General features: G+C 73.8%; 16 protein-coding genes. 12 read left to right on the forward strand and 4 right to left on the reverse strand.

Going from position 1 to position 17,726, the window contains the following annotated elements:
- Positions 1-77 precede the first annotated feature (77 nt).
- The 5 genes from DEI86_RS14325 to DEI86_RS14345 all read left to right on the forward strand — a co-directional run bounded on the left by DEI86_RS14325 (position 78) and on the right by DEI86_RS14345 (position 6,423).
- Positions 78-1,622 (forward strand): Mur ligase family protein, encoded by a 1,545-nt coding sequence (locus DEI86_RS14325; RefSeq protein WP_111049967.1) that lies wholly within the window; start codon positions 78-80, stop codon positions 1,620-1,622.
- A 239-nt stretch (positions 1,623-1,861) separates the two neighbouring features.
- Entirely contained in the window at positions 1,862-3,073 is a 1,212-nt protein-coding gene (locus DEI86_RS14330; RefSeq protein ID WP_111049983.1) for a zinc-dependent alcohol dehydrogenase, read from the forward strand.
- A gap of 93 nt (positions 3,074-3,166) precedes the next feature.
- A complete protein-coding gene (glmU, locus tag DEI86_RS14335) occupies positions 3,167-4,642 on the forward strand; it encodes a bifunctional UDP-N-acetylglucosamine diphosphorylase/glucosamine-1-phosphate N-acetyltransferase GlmU (protein WP_111049968.1) in 1,476 nt (491 codons plus the stop codon).
- Positions 4,643-4,650: 8 nt separating this feature from the next.
- Positions 4,651-5,628, forward strand: coding sequence for a ribose-phosphate diphosphokinase (locus DEI86_RS14340; RefSeq protein ID WP_111037352.1), 978 nt, complete (start codon positions 4,651-4,653; stop codon positions 5,626-5,628).
- A 6-nt stretch (positions 5,629-5,634) separates the two neighbouring features.
- Complete coding sequence (locus DEI86_RS14345) at positions 5,635-6,423, forward strand: putative protein N(5)-glutamine methyltransferase (protein WP_111049969.1); 789 nt, start codon at positions 5,635-5,637, stop codon at positions 6,421-6,423.
- Positions 6,424-6,507: 84 nt separating this feature from the next.
- Here DEI86_RS14345 and DEI86_RS14350 read toward each other — a convergent pair whose 3' ends face one another.
- Positions 6,508-7,488 carry an aldo/keto reductase gene (locus DEI86_RS14350; RefSeq protein WP_111049970.1) on the reverse strand — a complete coding sequence of 327 codons (981 nt, stop codon included), beginning with the start codon at positions 7,486-7,488 and terminating at the stop codon, positions 6,508-6,510.
- A 162-nt stretch (positions 7,489-7,650) separates the two neighbouring features.
- Here DEI86_RS14350 and DEI86_RS14355 point away from each other — a divergent pair, with 162 nt between their 5' ends.
- Positions 7,651-8,682: a zinc-dependent alcohol dehydrogenase family protein gene (locus tag DEI86_RS14355; RefSeq protein WP_111049971.1), complete on the forward strand. Its 1,032-nt coding sequence runs from the start codon at positions 7,651-7,653 to the stop codon at positions 8,680-8,682.
- Between the two features lie 30 nt (positions 8,683-8,712).
- On the opposite strand, the gene DEI86_RS14360 is transcribed toward DEI86_RS14355, so the two are convergent.
- Positions 8,713-9,816 (reverse strand): hypothetical protein, encoded by a 1,104-nt coding sequence (locus tag DEI86_RS14360; RefSeq protein ID WP_111049972.1) that lies wholly within the window; start codon positions 9,814-9,816, stop codon positions 8,713-8,715.
- 91 nt (positions 9,817-9,907) lie between these two features.
- On the opposite strand from DEI86_RS14360, the gene DEI86_RS14365 reads away from it, so the two are divergent.
- The gene (locus DEI86_RS14365) at positions 9,908-10,492 is read left to right on the forward strand and encodes a TetR/AcrR family transcriptional regulator (protein ID WP_111049973.1); all 585 of its coding nucleotides are present in this window, start codon (positions 9,908-9,910) and stop codon (positions 10,490-10,492) included.
- Here DEI86_RS14365 and DEI86_RS14370 read toward each other — a convergent pair.
- On the reverse strand, positions 10,479-12,209 hold the full coding sequence (locus tag DEI86_RS14370) for a molybdopterin-dependent oxidoreductase (protein WP_309146567.1): 1,731 nt from the start codon (positions 12,207-12,209) through the stop codon (positions 10,479-10,481). The genes DEI86_RS14365 and DEI86_RS14370 overlap by 14 nt on opposite strands.
- Before the next feature lie 97 nt (positions 12,210-12,306).
- Between DEI86_RS14370 and DEI86_RS14375 the strand changes: the two genes are divergently transcribed.
- The 3 genes from DEI86_RS14375 (at position 12,307) to DEI86_RS14385 (ending at position 14,042) form a co-directional block, all read left to right on the forward strand.
- Positions 12,307-12,975 (forward strand): hypothetical protein, encoded by a 669-nt coding sequence (locus DEI86_RS14375; protein ID WP_146244954.1) that lies wholly within the window; start codon positions 12,307-12,309, stop codon positions 12,973-12,975.
- A 240-nt stretch (positions 12,976-13,215) separates the two neighbouring features.
- On the forward strand, positions 13,216-13,533 hold the full coding sequence (locus DEI86_RS14380; protein WP_111010992.1) for a putative quinol monooxygenase: 318 nt from the start codon (positions 13,216-13,218) through the stop codon (positions 13,531-13,533).
- On the forward strand, positions 13,530-14,042 hold the full coding sequence (locus tag DEI86_RS14385; protein ID WP_258368699.1) for a gluconokinase: 513 nt from the start codon (positions 13,530-13,532) through the stop codon (positions 14,040-14,042). The genes DEI86_RS14380 and DEI86_RS14385 overlap by 4 nt, the downstream gene beginning before the upstream one ends.
- Positions 14,043-14,159: 117 nt before the next feature.
- Here DEI86_RS14385 and DEI86_RS14390 read toward each other — a convergent pair whose 3' ends face one another.
- Positions 14,160-15,059: a LysR family transcriptional regulator gene (locus DEI86_RS14390; protein WP_181439795.1), complete on the reverse strand. Its 900-nt coding sequence runs from the start codon at positions 15,057-15,059 to the stop codon at positions 14,160-14,162.
- 182 nt (positions 15,060-15,241) lie between these two features.
- Here DEI86_RS14390 and DEI86_RS14395 point away from each other — a divergent pair, with 182 nt between their 5' ends.
- Positions 15,242-16,264 carry a hypothetical protein gene (locus tag DEI86_RS14395; RefSeq protein ID WP_258376568.1) on the forward strand — a complete coding sequence of 341 codons (1,023 nt, stop codon included), beginning with the start codon at positions 15,242-15,244 and terminating at the stop codon, positions 16,262-16,264.
- Entirely contained in the window at positions 16,261-17,622 is a 1,362-nt protein-coding gene (locus DEI86_RS14400) for an NtaA/DmoA family FMN-dependent monooxygenase (RefSeq protein ID WP_111049977.1), read from the forward strand. Before DEI86_RS14395 ends, DEI86_RS14400 begins: the two co-directional genes overlap by 4 nt.
- Positions 17,623-17,726 lie beyond the last annotated feature (104 nt).

The following is a 17,726-nucleotide window of genomic DNA, read 5'->3' on the forward strand; positions in this document are numbered from 1 at the left end:
AACGGCACGTACCCCGACCCGCACCTCTCCGGCGTAGCGTCGCGCTGTCCTGAGCCACGACGACGAGGAGTCGACCGGTGTCCGATGCGTTCCGGCCCCGCAACCCGACGGGCACCACGCTCCGTGCCGTCGCCGAGGTCGTCGCAGCGACCACGCCGACCGCCGTCCCCGACGACCTGCGCGTGACCGGCGTCGCCGTCGAGGACGGCGAGGTCCGCCCCGGGGACCTGTTCGTCGCGATGCCCGGTGCCCACACGCACGGCGTCCGGTTCGTCCCGGCCGCGTTGTCGGCGGGGGCCGTCGCGGTCCTCACCGACGCGGCGGGTGCCGAGGCGCTCGCGGCGTCGACCGTGCCGGTCCTCGTCGTGCCGTCACCCCGCGCCGTGCTCGGTCGGACGGCGGCGGTCGTGTTCGGGACGTCCGCGCCGTCCGCGACGCTGTTCGGCGTCACCGGCACGAACGGCAAGACGTCGAGCGTGTACCTGCTCGACGCGGTCATGCGCCGACTCGGGTGGCGGACCGCGCTGACCTCCACCGCCGAGCGCCACGTGGGCGACCGGGTGATCGCGAGCCGGCTGACGACCCCCGAGGCGAGCGAGCTCCACGGGTTCCTCGCCGCGGCCCTGGAGCACGGTGCCGACGGCGTCGCCCTCGAGATCAGCGCGCAGGCCCTGTCCCGCCACCGGGTGGACGGGGTCGTCGTCGACGTCGCCGGGTTCACGAACCTCAGCCACGACCACCTCGACGAGTACGCCGACCTCGACGCGTACCTGGCGGCCAAGGCGCTCCTGTTTCGCCCCGACCGATCGCGGCGCGCGGTCGTGTCGCTCGACTCGGCCGCCGGTGCGCGGATCGCGGCGTCCGCCGAGGTCCCCCTGACGACCATCACCTCGCGCCCGGACACGGCCGCCGACTGGCACGTCACCGTCCTCGAGCAGCGCCCGGACGCCACGCGGTTCCGGCTCGACGGCCCCGGGGGAGCGACCGTCACCACCGAGGTGCCCCTGCTCGGCGTGCACATGGCGGCGAACACGGGGCTCGCGATCGTCATGCTCGCCGCCTCGGGCGTGCCGTTCCCGGACCTCGTGCGCGCGGTCGGCGCTCGGCTCGACGTCGACGTCCCCGGGCGCATGGCGGACGCGTCCGCGGCCACCGGGCCCCGGGTCTTCGTCGACTTCGCGCACACCCCCGACGCGTTCGAGAAGAGCCTCATCGCGATGCGGGCGTTCACGGCCGGGCCGCTCGTCATGGTCGTCGGCGCCGACGGGGACAAGGACCCGACCAAGCGCGCGGGCATGGGCGAGGTCGGGGCCCGGCACGCCGACGTCGTCATCGTCGCGGACCACCACCCCCGGCACGAGGACCCGGACGCCATCCGCGCGGCGATCCTCGCCGGCGCGCGCGGGGCGGGCACCGACACGACCATCCTCGAGATCCCCGATCCGCCCAGCGCGATCCGCGCCGCCCTCCGCCACGCGGGAGCGGACGGGGCCGTGTACTGGGCCGGCCCCGGGCTGACCGACTACCGCATCATCGGCGACGCGCACGTCCCCTACTCGTCGTACGAGGACGCCGCGGTGGCGCTTGCCGAGGCCGGATGGGGCGTCGGCGTCGAGGCCTGAGGCGGCGGCGCGGCCCGCGCGGCCAGGACCGGGTCCGGGAGGCCCGGCAGCGGGTCCGGGAGGCCCGGCACCGCGTCCGACGTCGCCGACGTGCGCCGTGCCTCCCGGTCGGACCGCCGACCCTGGCAGTGCCGTCCCCCGGGCTCGCACCGGCATCCGCGTACCGTCCAGCGCGCCCCGAGATCCGGGGATCCGCGACGCTCGTGCGCGAGGCGCGGCAGGACGTGAGGAGCACGCTCATGAAGGCAGTCGTCTGGCACGGCATCGGCGACATCCGACTCGACGAGGTCCCCGAGCCGACGATCCAGGACCCGCACGACGCGATCGTCCGCGTCACCCGGAGCGCGATCTGCGGAACCGACCTGCACTTCGTCCGCGGGACGATGGCCCCGATGCAGGAGGGCACGATCCTCGGTCACGAGGCCGTGGGCGTCGTCACGCAGGTCGGCGACGCCGTCCGCGGATTCAGCGCAGGCGACCGCGTCGTCATCAACTCCACGATCTCGTGCGGCGCCTGTCGGTACTGCCGGATGGGCAAGACGGCGCAGTGCGACGTGGCGAACCCGAACGGGTCGCAGGCCGGCACGAGTTTCTTCGGTGGCCCGGTGTCGACCGGTCCCGTCGACGGACTCCAGGCCGAGTACGTGCGCGTCCCCTGGGCGCAGAACACCTTGCACGGGTTGCCCGAGAACGTGAGCGACGAGCAGGCGATCCTGCTGTCCGACATCTTCCCGACCGGGTGGTTCGGCGCCGAGCTGGCCGGTGTCAGCCGTGGTGACGTGGTCGTCGTGTTCGGAGCGGGCATCGTCGGGCAGTTCGCGATCGCCTCGGCGTTCAAGCAGGGCGCGGGTCGCGTGATCGTCGTGGACGGCCAGGAGACCCGGCTGGCCCAGGCCCTGGCGCAGCACGCCGAGGTCGTCGACTTCAACCGCGAGGACCCCGTCCAGGCGGTCATGGACCTGACGAACGGGATCGGTGCGGACTGCGTCATCGACGCGGTCGGGGTCGACGCCGAGCGCCCGAAGCAGGGACCCGCCGCGGTCTCCGCCGACGAGGCCGAGCAGTTCGACGCCGAGGTCGCCTCGATCGCTCCCGACGCGCAGCCTCGGGGCGACCAGTGGAAGCCGGGCGACGGACCCTCGCAGGTCGCGCGCTGGGCGGTGCAGGTCGTCGCGAAGTACGGCCGCATCGGGATCATCGGCGTGTACTCGCCGACCGTCGACGCCTACCCGATCGGCGAGGCCATGAACAAGAACCTCACGATCCGTGCGGGGAACTGCGATCACCACTCCGTCACACCGCCGCTCATCGACCTCGTCGCGAGCGGGCAGTTCGACCCGACGACCCTGATCACCCAGCACGAGGCCATGACGGACGCGATCGCGGCGTACGAGGCGTTCGACCGGCGCGAGGACGGCTGGACCAAGGTGGAACTGACGCTCGTCGGCTGACCGACGGTGTGTCGGCCGGGAGGCGCGGCACCGGACCCGACGCCGGGCCCGTGTGTCGTCCCTCCCGGCCGCGAACCGGGCCAGGATGGGAGCATGACCGACCAGCCGATCGCCGTGGTCGTCCTCGCCGCCGGGCAGGGCACCCGCATGAAGTCCGCGACCCCCAAGGTGCTCCACCGGCTCGCCGGACTCCCGCTCATCGCCCACGTGCTCCGGACCGCGGAGTCCCTCGCACCGGCGCACGTGGCGGTCGTCGTCCGGCACGAGCGCGAGCGCGTCGCGGCCGAGGTGACCGAGCGCATGCCGAACGCCCTCGTCGTCGACCAGGACGACGTCCCCGGCACCGGCCGTGCCGTCGAGGTGGCGGTCGCCGCGCTCCCGGCCGACTTCGACGGCGTCGTCGTCGTGCTCAGTGCGGACGTGCCGCTGCTCGACGCGGCGAGCGTCCGGGCCCTCGTGCAGCAGCACACCACCGCGGGCGACGCCGTGACCTTCGTCAGCGCGATCGCGCCCGACCCGACCGGGCTCGGACGGATCCTCCGCGACGAGCGGGGTGCGTTCACGGGGGTCGTCGAGCACAAGGACGCCACCGACGAGCAGCGCATGATCACCGAGGCGAACGCGGGCATCTACGCGTTCGACGTCGCGCAGCTCCGCGCCGTCCTGCCGTCGATCGGCACCGACAACGCGCAGGGCGAGAAGTACATCACCGACGCGCCCGCCCTCATCGCCGCCCGGGGTGGTCGCATCGACGTCCTCACCCTGTCCGACCCGTGGCTGGTCGCCGGCGTGAACGACCGCGCCCAGCTCGCCGACGCGGGGCGCGAGCTCAACGCCCGGATCGTCCGCGCGCACCAGCTCGCCGGCGTCACGATCAAGGACCCGGCGACGACGTGGATCGACCTCGACGTCACGATCGAGCCCGACGCCGAGATCCTGCCGGGCACGCAGCTCGAGGGGGCCACGGCGATCGCGGCCGGCGCGGTCGTCGGGCCGGACACGACGCTCCGTGACACCGAGGTCGGGCCCGGGGCGACCGTCGTCCGGACCGATGCGACGCTCGCGGTCGTCGGAGCGGGGGCGACCGTCGGGCCGTTCGCGTACCTCCGGGCCGGGACGTACCTCGGCGACGACGGCAAGATCGGCACCTTCGTCGAGACGAAGAACGCCCGCATCGGCCGCGGCAGCAAGGTGCCGCACCTGTCGTACATCGGGGACGCCGAGGTGGGCGAGGGCTCGAACATCGGCGCGAACACGATCACCGCGAACTACGACGGCGTGCACAAGCACCGCACCGAGGTGGGCTCCCACGTCCGCACCGGCTCGCACAACGTCTTCGTCGCCCCGGTTAGGATTGGGGACGGGGCGTACACGGGAGCGGGAACGACGGTCCGCAAGGACGTCCCCGCCGGCTCGCTCGCCATCAGCTACGCCCCGCAGCGCATCACCGAGGGCTGGGTCGAGGAACATCGGCCTGGAACCCCTGCTGCCGAGGCCGCTGCGGCCGCGGGGGCACGACGCGCGTCCGCCCCATCCCCCCAGAGCGCGACCCCGCGGGTCGAGGAGTGAGCACACAGGTGTCCGGAATCAAGATGACCGGCCAGAAGCGACTCGTGCTGGTGTCGGGCCGAGCGCATCCGGAGCTCGCCGAGTCGATCGCGGACGAACTCGGGCTCGACCTCGTCCCGACGGACGCCCGCACCTTCGCGAACGGCGAGCTCTACGCGCGCTTCGACGAGTCGGTCCGCGGCTGCGACGCGTTCGTCATCCAGTCGCACACCGCGCCCATCAACGAGTGGCTCATGGAGCAGCTCATCATCGTGGACGCGCTCAAGCGGGCCTCGGCCAAGCGGATCACGGTCGTCGCGCCGTTCTACCCGTACGCTCGTCAGGACAAGAAGGGCCGCGGGCGTGAGCCGATCTCGGCCCGCCTCGTCGCCGACCTGTTCAAGGCCGCCGGCGCCCACCGGATCATGAGCGTCGACCTGCACGCACCGCAGATCCAGGGCTTCTTCGACGGCCCGGTCGACCACCTGTTCGCGATGCCCGTGCTGCTCGAGCACTTCCGGCAGCTGCTCGACCCGGCGACGCTCACGGTCGTGTCGCCCGACATGGGCCGCGTCCGGGTCGCCGACATCTGGAGCGAGAAGCTCGGCGCGCCGCTGGCGATCATCCACAAGCGCCGTGATCCGCTCGTGCCGAACCAGGTCACGGTCCACGAGATCGTCGGGGACGTCTCGGGCCGCTGGTGCCTGCTCGTCGACGACCTCATCGACACCGGCCGGACGATCGCCAAGGCGGCCGAGGCCCTCAAGGCGAACGGGGCGGTCGGGGTCGTGGTCGCGGCCACGCACGCGGTGTTCTCCGACCCGGCGACCGAGCTGCTGCAGAGCGAGTTCATCGACCAGGTCGTCGTCACCGACACCCTCCCGCTCGCGCCCGACAAGCGCTGGGACCGCCTGACGATCCTGCCGATCGCGCCGCTCATCGCCCGCGCCATCCACGAGGTCTTCGACGACGGCTCCGTGACCTCGATGTTCGACGGCGCAGCGTAGCGGCGCATGCCCGACCACGACCCGGCCGCGCACCGCGCCCTGACCGCCCGACTCCGCGCGGCCGGCAGCGTGTTCGCCGAGGACGAGGCCACGGTCATCCTCGACGAGGCGGACGGCGACGCGGTCCGGCTGCGGACCCTGCTGCAACGGCGCCTCGCGGGCGAACCGCTCGAGGTCGTCGTCGGGTGGGCGTCGTTCTGCGGGCACCGGGTCCGGGTGGTGCCCGGCGTGTTCGTGCCCCGTCGGCGGACCGAGCTCGTCGTCGAGGAGGCCGCCCCGTTCCTCCAGGTCGGCGACAGCGTCGTGGACCTGTGCTGCGGCGTCGGCGCGATCAGCGTCGGCCTCATCGTGACGGTGGGGCTGCTGGACCTCGTCGCCGTGGACATCGACGCGGACGCGGTCGAGGTCGCGGCCGAGAACCTGGCCGGCCGTGCCGTGGCCGTCGTCGGCGACCTGTTCGAGCCGCTGCCGGACCGCCTCCGCGGCGCCGTCACGGTCGTGGCGGTGAACGCCCCCTACGTGCCGACGGACGCCATCGCGCTGATGCCGCCGGAGGCGCGTGAGCACGAGCGCCGCGTCGCGCTCGACGGCGGCGCCGACGGGCTGGACGTGCACCGGCGGATCGCCGCGGGCGTCGGCGAGTGGCTCCGCCCCGGCGGCGCCGTCGTCATCGAGGTGAGCGCAGAACAGGCAGACGCATCCGCCGCGCTCTTCACGGCCGCCGGCCTGGAGGCGCGGATCGCTCGAGACGAGGACCGTGACGCCACGGTCGTCGTCGCCGTCCGCCCCGCCTGACCCCACCCCCGCGAGATCGCAGTCGATGCCGTTCTCGGGGTCGCCTGAGCGGCAACGACTGCGATCTCGCGGGATGGGCCCGGGTCAGAAGAACGTCGGCTGCCGGCCCACGTAGTGCTCCTCGAGCGCGGCTGCCTCGTCGTCGGTCAGGTGGAGGTCGAGGGCAGCCGCGGCGTCCTCGATGTGGTGCACCTTGGTGGCGCCGACGATGGGCGCGTCCACGACCGGGTTGCGCAGCACCCACGCGAGCGCGACCTGCGCCATGCTGACCCCGCGCTCGTCGGCGATCCGCGCCACCGCGTCGACGATGCCCTCGTCCGAGTCGAGTCGGACGGGGTTCCCCTTCGGGTCGCGTTCCGGCTCGTCACCGGCGCGGGCGGTGTTCTGCTCGCTCCACGGGCGTGCCAGCTTGCCGGCCTGCAGGGGACCCCACGGGATCGACCCGACGCCCTGGTCCGCGAGGAGCCCGAACATCTCTCGCTCCTCCTCGCGCTGCACGAGGCTGTACTGGTTCTGCATGGACACGAATCGCGTCCACCCACCGAGGTCCGCTGCGGCCTGCAGCTTGGCGAACTGCCACGCCCACATGCTCGACGCACCGATGTAGCGCACCTTGCCCGCCTGGATGACGTCGTGCAGGGCCTCCATCGTCTCCTCGACGGGGGTGTCCGGGTCGAACCGGTGGATCTGGTACAGGTCGATCCAGTCGGTGCCGAGTCGCTGCAGGGACTTGTCGACCTGCTCCAGGATCGCCCGACGGCTCAGTCCGGACTCGCCGGGGCCCGGGCCCATCTCACCGAACACCTTCGTGGCCAGGACGACGTCCTCGCGGCGGGTGTACTCGCGGATCGCCGCGCCGGTGACCTCTTCCGAGCTGCCGCGCCCGTAGACGTTCGCGGTGTCCCAGAAGTCGATGCCGAGCTCCACCGCCCGCCGGAAGATCGGCTCCGCCGCGGCGGCGTCGAGCGTCCAGGTCTGCTGCTCGTTGCCGTTGCCGAAGCTCATGCAACCGAGGGTGATGCGGCTGACCCGCAGGCCGGTCGGTCCGAGGTGGGTGTACTCCATGCGGTCGTCTCCTGACGTCGTCGTCGTGCTCCCCTGTGTACACGCCGCACCCCTCCGCGAGATCGCAGTCGTCGCCGTTCTGCGGGCCTCCAGAGCGACGACGACTGCGATCTCGCGCAACGGGGCACGCCGCCCGCTCGTCGGGGCTGCGAGGATTGGCGCATGCGCGCAGTCCGGTACGACGCCTTCGGTGCCCAGCCCTCCGTCGTCGAGGTCGACGCCCCCGCCTGTCCGCCCGACGGCGTCGTCGTCCAGGTGGCGGCGACGGGCGTGTGCCGCAGCGACTGGCACGCATGGCGCGGACACGACGATTCGGTGCACCTGCCGCACGTCCCCGGGCACGAGTTCGCGGGCGTCGTGGCCCAGGTCGGTCCGGACGTCCACGAGCACCGCGTCGGTGACCGGGTGACCGCGCCGTTCGTGTTCGCCTGTGGCACGTGCGACGAGTGCCGCGCCGGGGCGACGCAGGTGTGCACACGGCAGGAGCAGCCGGGGTTCACGCTCCCGGGGTCGTTCGCCGAGCAGGTCGTGGTGCCGCACGCCGACCTCAACCTCGTGCCGCTGCCCGACGCGATCGGGTTCGTCGAGGCCGCGGGGCTCGGTTGCCGATTCGGCACGGCCTACCACGCCGTCCACGCGCGCGGGCGGGTCCAGACAGGGGAGTGGGTCGCCGTGTACGGCTGCGGCGGGGTCGGGCTGTCCACGATCGTCGTCGCGCTCGCGGCGGGGGCCCAGGTGATCGCGGTCGACGTCGCTCCCGCGGCGCTCGAACGGGCCCAGGCGCTCGGCGCCGTGACCGTGCCGAGCGGATCCGACGCCGTCGAGCGGGTGCGCGCGCTCGCCGGGGGCGGGGTCCACGTTTCCTTCGACGCGTTCGGCAGCCGGAGCACGTCGAACGCGGCGATCGAGAGCCTCCGCCCACGGGGGCGTCACGTCCAGGTCGGGCTGCTGCTCGGCGCCGAGGCCGAGCCCGCCGTCGCGATGGGCCGCGTCATCGCCCAGGAGCTCGAGCTGCTCGGGAGCCACGGGATCGCCGTCTCGGAGTACGCGGCCATGCTCGCCGCGGTCGTGTCGGGGCACCTGCGGCCGGACACCACGGTCGGCCGGACCATCGGGTTCGAGGAGCTGCCCGCCGCGCTCACCGGACTCGACGGACCCGCCGCGGTGCCGGGGATGACCGTGGCGGTGCTCTGACCCTGGCGGCCGGTGTCGTCGACACCCCGCTCACGCAGGCGCGTCGACGACGACGCCGCCAGCGGCGACCGCCAGGTCGGCGCCGAACACCACGCCGGGCGTCGCAGCGCCCGGTCGGCCCTCGCCCTGGAGGAGCCGTGTCGCGACCTCGACGGCGGCTGCGGTCGTGAACACGGACGCGTCACCGAGCCGTAGCCAGCCCTCGCGCACGCGGCCGTCCGGCCACTCGACCCGTGCGTGGCCCCACGACGACGCCCGAGGGCGAGGTCGGTCCTCGAAGCGGATCGCGGACAGGCGCCCGACGACGAAGCGCCGCACGGGGGCGATCCGGAACAGGGCGGTCGCGAGCGGGAGGACGGCGCGCACCGCGGGGTTCGCGGGGGCGAGGGCCGAGGCCGCGACCACGTCGTCCGCGTCGCTCGCGAGCCAGGCCGCGAGCAGTTCACCGCTCGCGCCACTGCCGGTGCCGACCCGGTCCCCGTCCGGCGTCGTGATGGTCCGGTAGTCCGTGACGACCCGTCGCGTGCGGACGAGTCGGCCGTCCTGGACCTGCGCTCCGCCGAAGGCCGCGACGTCGGCGATGGACTCCGCCAGGGCACTGCCGAGGGTCCCGGCTTCGGTCGCCACCGAGGCGATCGCGTCGACCCGGACGCGCCGCGGCCGGGGCTCGCCGTCGCACAGGCGCACGACGACGCTCTCGACCGCGACCACCCCGAACCCGGCGCCGGGCACGAGGACCTGTCCCGCGGCTGCCGCGCGACGGTCCTGCCGCAGGACGTCGTCGACCGCGGCGTACTCGTTCGACAGGTCGAGGTAGTGCGTGCCGTGTGGGAGCGCCCGGACGACCGGGAGCGCGGTCCGCGTGAAGGGGCCCACGGTGTTGACGACGACCCCGGGTCGTTCCCGTCCGATCGCCGCGAGGAGGTCGCTGAACCCGCCGACGACCATCCGGGGACTGCGCGCGGCCGAGCCCGGCCGCTCGGAGGCGACGGCGGACACGGCGTCCCGGACCTCCTCGAGCCGCGCTCGGTCCCGCGCTGCGAGCACCACGGGGACACCGCGGGCGTGGAGCTCCGCCGCGATCGCCCGTCCGGTGCGCCCGGTGGCCCCGAGGACCATGACCTCGTCGTGCATGTCGTGCTCCGCCCGTCCCGCGTGCCTCGATGACACGTCGTGTCGTCACGATACACGTGATGACACGACGTGTCGTGAGTAGGATCGACGGGTGGCTCGATGGGATCCGGATGCACGAGCGCGCCTCGAGCAGGCCGCGCTCGAGCTGTTCCGTGAGCAGGGGTTCGCCGCGACCACCGTCCCGCAGATCACCGCGCGCGCCGGCCTCACCACCCGGACGTTCTTCCGGCACTTCGCCGACAAGCGCGAGGTCCTGTTCGGGTTCGAGGACCAGTTCCCCGCGGTGGTGGCCGAGCTGCTCGCCCAGGCGCCGCCGGACCTCGCGCCGATCGCCCTCATCGCGGCGGGGCTGGAGACCCTGGCCGAGACCCGGTTCCAACCCCTGCGCGAGTACCTGCTCACCCACCGTGCGGTGGTCCGGAGTGACGAGCGCCTGCGCGAACGCGAGCTGACGAAGCATGCGGCGCTCGCCCGGGCCGTCCGTGCCGGGTTCGTCGAGCGCGGCGAGGACGACCTGTCCGCCACGCTCGCCGCCGAGGTCAGCGGTGCCGTGTGGTGGGTGTCGCTCGACCGCTGGCTCGACGAGGACGGTGACCGCGCGTTGGTCGCGGTCGTCCGCGAGACCATGGCGCGGTTCCTCGCGATCACGGGCGGCGGCGACCTCAGCTCGCGGTGACGCCCACCGAGTGCCAGCCGCTCGCCCCGTTCGGTGCCGGCGCCCGCTCGACGCTCGTCTGCACCGTGCCGTCCGCGCTGATCGCCCGGACCGTCAGGGTGTGCGGCCCGTGCGTCGGCGTCCAGTCGCGGAGCACCCACTGCCGCCAGGTGTCCGCGGACACGGAGTCCGCGAGCTCGGCGTCGCGCCATGCTCCGTCGTCGACGCGGACCTGCACGCCCCGCACGCCGGTGTGCGGCTGCCACGCCACCCCGGCGACCGCGACCCGCTCGCCCGCGCGCACCGTGCCTCCAGACCGTGGCGTGTCGATCCGCGACTCGAGCTTGACCGGCCCGTGCGCGCTCCACCCGCGGGGTGTCCAGTAGCCCTCGGCGTCGGCGAACCGCGTGACGGTGAGCTCGGTCACCCACTTCGTGGCGGACACGTAGCCGTACAGGCCGGGGACGACCATGCGGACCGGGAACCCGTGTTCGGCGGGCAGCGGCTCGCCGTTCATGCCGACCGCCAGGATCGCGTCCGTGCCGGCGTCCTGCAGCACGTCGAGGGGTGTGCCCGCGGTGAACCCGTCGACGCTCCGCGAGAGCACCATGTCCGCCGATGCGTGCGGGCCGGCCTCGGCGAGCAGGTGCCGGATCGGGTACCCGAGCCAGAGCGCGTTGCCGATGAGGTCGCCGCCGACCTCGTTCGAGACGCAGCTCATGGTGGCCATGTGCTCTTCGAGCGGCCGGGCGAGCAGGTCGGCGAACGAGATCTCGACCTCGTGGTCGACCATGCCGGTGATCCGGAGCTTCCAGGTGTCGGGATCGACCGACGGCACGCGCAGCGCGGTGTCGATCCGGTAGAACTCGGCGTTCGGGGTGACGTACGACGTGATCCCGTGCACGCCGAGACTCGCGCCGGCCGGGACCGCGCGCTCGTGCACGGTCGGTGTCGGCAGGTGGACGGCGCGCTTGACGGCCGCTGCGGCGGAGCTCGCCGCGTCGACGACGCGCGCGCCGGCCCCGACGACGAGCGCGGTGACGCCGAGGGTCAGCGTCCACCCGAGGAACGCCCGGCGCTGGACTTCGGGGGAGCCCGTCATCGTGCTCGCTGCGGTCGGGGTCGCGTCCTGCTCGGCGGCGGCGTCCCACCGCCGGAACCGCTGCATGCCCAGGCGGAGCGTGACGACCGCCGCGAGGACCCCGACGACCGAGGGTGCACCGTCGAGGCTCCCGCTGCCGGAACGGGTCATCACCGCGACGAGGGCGATCACCCCGCCGATGGCGAACACGACGGTGCCGAACGGCGGACGACGGCGCTCGAGGACGCCCGCCGCCGCGGTGATCAGGGCGAGGAGCACTGCCATGAGGACGAACAACGCCGCCTTGTCGCCCGTGCCGAACAGCGTCACCATGAGGTCCTTCACCCACCGCGGCGCGAGGTCGATCGCGGCCGAGCCGACCGCGACGAGCGGACTGCCGGCACCGTCGAGCAGGAGCGCGACGATCTCGGCGACGGCGAGGAACACGATTCCGGCCACGAGCCCCACGGCCGCGGCGGCGATCGTCCGTGTGCGGTCGGGCAGGTGCAGCGGGCGGTCGACGGGTTCCGCGGCAAGGGACGCCGCGATGGCAGTGCCGGACGCGCGGCGGTCGGCACCGGGCGCGGGGCGGTCGGCGCCGGGCGCCGGGCGGTGGTGTCGAGCGGCGTCGCGCTGGTCCGGGTCCTCGGTGCTCACGGGGCGATCGTAGGCGGGTCCTCTGGCGGTTCCCCGGGTCGCCGGACCCCCCGAACTCGGCGCTTCGCCGGGGACCGCTGCGTGCGAGGATCGGACGGTGACCACCCACCTCGGCCCGGACCGCCGCATCGCGCGCGGCGTCGACCGCTGGGCGATCGTGCGGTGGGGCGTCGTCGTGCTGTGGGTGGCGCTGCTCGTCGTGCGGGTGACGGTGGTGACCACGGATCCCGCCGCGGACCTCCGTGTGCTCGGGGTCGTGCAGTTCCTCGCGACGCTCGTGGGGGTGCTCATCGTGGCGCTCGGCGTCGGCATGTCCTGGTCGAAGCGCGTCCGGACGACCGACGTGTCGCTCGGACGGGCGATCCGCAGCATCGACCCGACCGTGCGGCTCGTGCCGGCAGTGCCGACGAGCGAACTCCGCGACCTCGTCGGGCGCGCGCATCCCGAGGTCGCCCTCGGGCGCCACGTCGTCTGGGGGTTCGGCGCGACCGAGGCGTCCCTGTGGCAACTCGACGGCCGGCAGGCCCTGCGGGTGCTCGTGGTCCGGTGGACGCGGGTCGTGCACGTCGGTGTCGAGGACCTCCCCGACGGCTCCTCGTCCCCCCACCGCGCGGTCATCGCCATCCACTTCCACCGTCCGGACGGCACGCCCGCGGTCGCGACGTTCGCGGTGCGCCGCGCGCTCGGGTCGCTGCGGCTGCTCGGCCGTGGGCCGGCGCTCGACCGGCTCAGCGCCGACCTCGCCGCCGAGCGCGTCATCCTGTAGGCACGACCGGCCGACCGCTGCTCGCGAGATCGCACAACGCGCCGCTCACTGCTCGCGAGATCGCACAACGCGCCGCTCAGCTCGTGACGTGAGCGGCATGTCCTGCGCTCTCGCGCTCGCGCTCGCGCTCGCGCTCGCGCCGCGCCCCGCCACGGCCGATCCCATTGCCTCTCGCCGCCGCGAGCGCGAGCCTCCGGACGCCCTGGGAGCGGCGCACGCACCGGTTCGTACTGTGGGCCCATGACCGATCCGATCGTCGTCGTCGCGACCTTCCGTCCGAAGCCCGAGTCCGTCGCGGACCTGACCGCCGCCGTGCAGGAGTACGTGCCGGTCGCACAGCAGGACGAGGGCAACCTCCGCTACGCGCTGCACGAGGCCGGCGAGGGCGTCCTCGTGCTCATCGAGCAGTGGAGCGACCAGCAGGCCCTCGAGCAGCACGGCGCCGCGCCCGAGTTCACCGCCTTCACGCAGCGCGTGCAGCCGTTGCTCGCGAGTCCGCTCGAGGTGCGGGTCCTCCGCCCGGTGCCGCTCGGCGACGACGCCAAGGGCGCGCTGTGACCGGTCATCGCCCCGTCGTCGTCATGGGGGTGTCCGGTTCGGGCAAGACGACCATCGGCTCCGCCCTCGCGCGCCACTGGGAGGGCACCCAGTTCGTCGACGCCGACGACCTGCACCCCCAGGCGAACAAGGAGAAGATGCGGTCCGGGCATCCCCTGACCGACGAGGACCGCTGGCCGTGGCTCGACATCTGCGCGGCCCGCATCGCCGCGATCGAGGCCCAGGGGCAGCGCTGCGTCATGGCGAACTCCGCGCTGAAGCGGGTCTACCGGGACCGCCTGCGTTCGACGAACCCCGACCTGTTCTTCGTGTTCCTCACCGGCGACGAGGACGTCATCGCCGAACGGCAGCGCCGCCGGCACCACGAGTACATGCCCGACTCGCTGCTCGGCTCGCAGCTCGCGACGCTCGAGCCGTTGCAGGCCGACGAGGCCGGGCTCGTCGTCCGGATCGACCAGACCCTCGAGTCCGTGATCCAGAGCATCGACAGCGCCCTCGTCACCCGCTGACGGGCCAGCCGGAGCCGACTGGAGCCGGCGAGGCCCGAGGGCCCCGGCGCCGGCGAGGCCCGAGGGTGCTGGCGCCGGCGAGGCCCGAGGCGGCCGGCGCCGAGGCCACAGCGCCGGTCAGGCGGCCGGGTCGGCCCAGGACCGGCGGACGCGCTCGACCAGGTCCAGGACGTGCGCGCGGTCGTCGTCGCGTCGGCGGACCATGGCGACGGTGACCGCCGGGAGGCCCACCATCCGCACGAACGCGAGTCCCGTGCCCCCGGCGTTCTCGGCCACCGTCGTGCTCGTGAACGCCATGCCCCGCCCGGCCGCCACCTGCGCGAGCATCTCCTCGACCGTCCGCGCCGGGGGTCCGACGACGACGGGAGCCCGCCCGTCCGGCCGTGCCGCCGCGATCCAGAAGTCCCGGTCCGAGGCGGCGTCGACGATCGGCTCGTCGTCGAGGTCCGCGAGCGCCAGTGCCGTGCGTCCGGCGAGCGGGTGGTCGGAGCGGAACACGGCGACGAGGTCGCGGGTGCCGAGGACCGTGGCGACCCAGTCGGCCTCCGCGAACCCGGGGGAGAGCTGCGCCACGAGCACGTCGACCTCACCCGCCGCGAGCCGCTGGTGCTCGCTGCCCCACGGGACGTGCTCGAGCACGACCTCGACGTCGGCGGCCTCGCCCTCGCGCACGGCGAGACCGGTCAGGGTCCGTGGCGCGCTCGTGCCGAACCCGACGACGACGCGCGGCCGGGCGGCGACCCGACGAGCCCGGGCCACCGCACGCTCCGCGGCGGCCAGCACGGCGACGGCGTCGGCGTGGAACGCGTGCCCCGCCGGGGTGAGCCGCACACCGCTCCCGGGCGTCCGGCCCCGGCGGTCGACGAGTTCGACCCCGAGGACGTCCTCGAGTCGTCGGATGGCCTGACTCAGGGCCGGCTGCGACACCCCGGTCACGGCGGCAGCGGCGGTGAACCCCTGCTCGGCGACGAGCACGACGAACGCACGGAGGAGCCGGAGGTCGAGGTCGACGGGCACGGCGTGGTCCTCCTCGCTCGCGCGCTCCGCGCGTTTCCGGCGTGTAACGGATCCGGGCCCGAGTGCGGCGCCGCACCGCGCCGATCCCCGTGTCGGCGGGCACATCAGCGCTGCTTATGGCCCCAGTGGCGCATCCTATGCGACAGCCGTGGTGCCCTCGCCCTACGCTGCCGGACGTGCAGATGCCGGTCCACCCCACCGCCGACGACCGGCTCCGCGCCCTGCCGAAGACCCACCTCCACGCGCACCTCGACGGCAGCTACCCGGTCGACGCGGTCCGCGCCCTCGCGACGCGACGCGGCCTCCCGTTCCACCGGCCGGAGCGGTTCGCCGACGTCTGGGCGTTCTTCGACGCGTACGGCACCGTCCCGGCCCTCGTCGCGACGCACGAGGACCTCGCCGCACTCTGCCGGGCACTCGTGCACGCCGAGGCCGCCGAGGGCGTCCGGTACCTCGAGCCCGCCGTCGAGCCGCAGCTGTACGCCGAGCGTCTCGGCGGGAACGAGCAGGTCCTCCGCACCGTCCTCGCGGCCTTCGCCGAGGCGGCCGCCGACGCCGCCGCCGCGGGCACGCCCGTCGAGGTCGGTGCCGACCTGACGCTCAACACCGACGCCGACGCGGACCTCGCCGACGAGCTCGGTGCGCTCGCCGCCCGGTTCGCCGGCAGCGGCGTCACCGCGCTCGGCACCGCCTGCTTCGACGAGGACGGCGACCTGGCCCCGTTCGTCGGTGCGGCGCGCGCCGCACGGGCGGCGGGCCTCCCGGTCGTGAGCCACGCGGGCCAGACCGGCGGGCCGGACCGCGTGACGGCCGTGCTCGACGTGCTCGATGCCTCCCGGATCTCGCACGGGTTCCGAGCGGTCGAGGACGCCCGCGTCACCGATCGGCTGGCGGCCGAGGGGATCGTCTGCGACGTCTGCCCGGTGTCGAACGTGCGGCTCGGCGTCGTCGCCGACCTCGCGTCGCACCCCGCCCCGGTCCTCGTCGAGCGCGGGGTCCCGGTGACCCTGAACGCGGACGACCCGCTCTGGTTCGGGGCCACCGTGTCCGACCAGTACGCGATCGCCCGCACGACGTGGGGATTCGACGACCAGGCCCTGGCCGACCTCGCGCGCACCGGCACGCGGGCCACCGGGATGTCCGCGGACACCCGCGACCGATTCGACCGTGAGCTCACCGCGTGGCTCACAGGAGGGCGAGCATGACGAAGGAACTGTTCCTCGGCGCGTTCGAGATCAACGGCGTGAACCTCACGAGCCAGGGGCTCTGGGCGCACCCGGACAACACGACGTGGCGCTACAAGGAGCTCGAGCACTGGACCGACCTGGCCCGCATGCTCGACGACGGCGGGTTCGACTTCATGTTCCTCGCCGACTCGTACGGGTACCCGGTGATCGACGGCGTCGTGCCCGACGTGGCCTTCGAGCAGGGCGTCGAGATCCCGAAGAACGACCCGATGCTCCTCGTCCCCGCCATGGCCGCGGCGGCCCCACGCCTGTGCTTCGGCGTGACGTCGTCGACGAGCTTCGAGCCGCCGTTCGCGAACGCACGCCGCTTCGCCACGCTCGACCACCTGACCCGCGGCCGCATCGCCTGGAACGTCGTCACGACGTCGAGCGCGGTCGTCACGGAGCTGTTCGGCAAGGACCGCTACGTGCCGCACGACGAGCGGTACGCGATCGCGCAGGAGTACCTCGAGCTGAGCTACGCGCTCCTTGAGGGCTCGTGGGAGGACGACGCCGTCCTCGCCGACAAGGGCGCACGTCGGTACGCGGACGCGAGCAAGGTGCACAAGGTGGTGCACCACGGCCGGTACTTCGACGTCGAGGGCTACGCCAACACCGAGCCCGGGCCGCAGCGCACGCCCGTGCTGTTCCAGGCCGGCGCGTCGTCATCGGGTCGCGCCTTCGCCGCGGGCAACGCGGAGCTCGTGTTCCTGCAGGGCAAGGACGCGCCCTCGTTGGCCGCGCAGGTCACCGACATCCGCACCCGCGCCGAGCAGGCCGGGAGGGCCGGGACCGACATCCGCACCGTCTCCGGTCTGTCGGTCATCACCGCACCGTCCACCGCGCAGGCGGAGGACCAGCTCGAGGAGTACCTCTCCTACGTCGACCCGGACGCCGCACGCGTCTACTACGCGAGCATGACCGGCATCGACCTCGCCGCGCTCGACCCCGAGGGCTCGTTCTCGGACGTCACCACCGAGGGCGGCCGGACCCAGGTCGAGCGGTACAAGGGCACGTCCGTGCGCGAGGCCACCGCGGACTTCATCCGGAACGGCATGCGCGAGTTCGTCCTGACCGGCACGCCGACCGAGGTCGTCGACCGCATCGAGGCCCTGGTGACCGACACCGACCTCGACGGCTTCAACTACACGCCCTACGTCACGCCGGGTTCGTACCGGTCGTTCATCGCCGACGTCGTGCCCGAACTCCGTCGTCGTGGCATGCTGCCCGAGACGCCCCGCACGGGCACGTTCCGCGAACGGCTCTCGGGACGCGGCCCGCACCTCCCCGCCAGCCACCGGGCGGCACGGTTCCGGCACCAGCCGGCCACCGCCTGACCAGCCGGGAGGTGCGGGGCCGGACCCCACACCCTCCGCACCTCCCGGCTGGTCAGGCGGTGGCCGGCTGGTGCCGGAACCGTGCCGCCCGGTGGCTGGCGGGG

Origin of the sequence: Curtobacterium sp. MCBD17_028, assembly GCF_003234875.1 — a bacterium.
In the GTDB taxonomy this organism is placed as follows: domain Bacteria; phylum Actinomycetota; class Actinomycetes; order Actinomycetales; family Microbacteriaceae; genus Curtobacterium.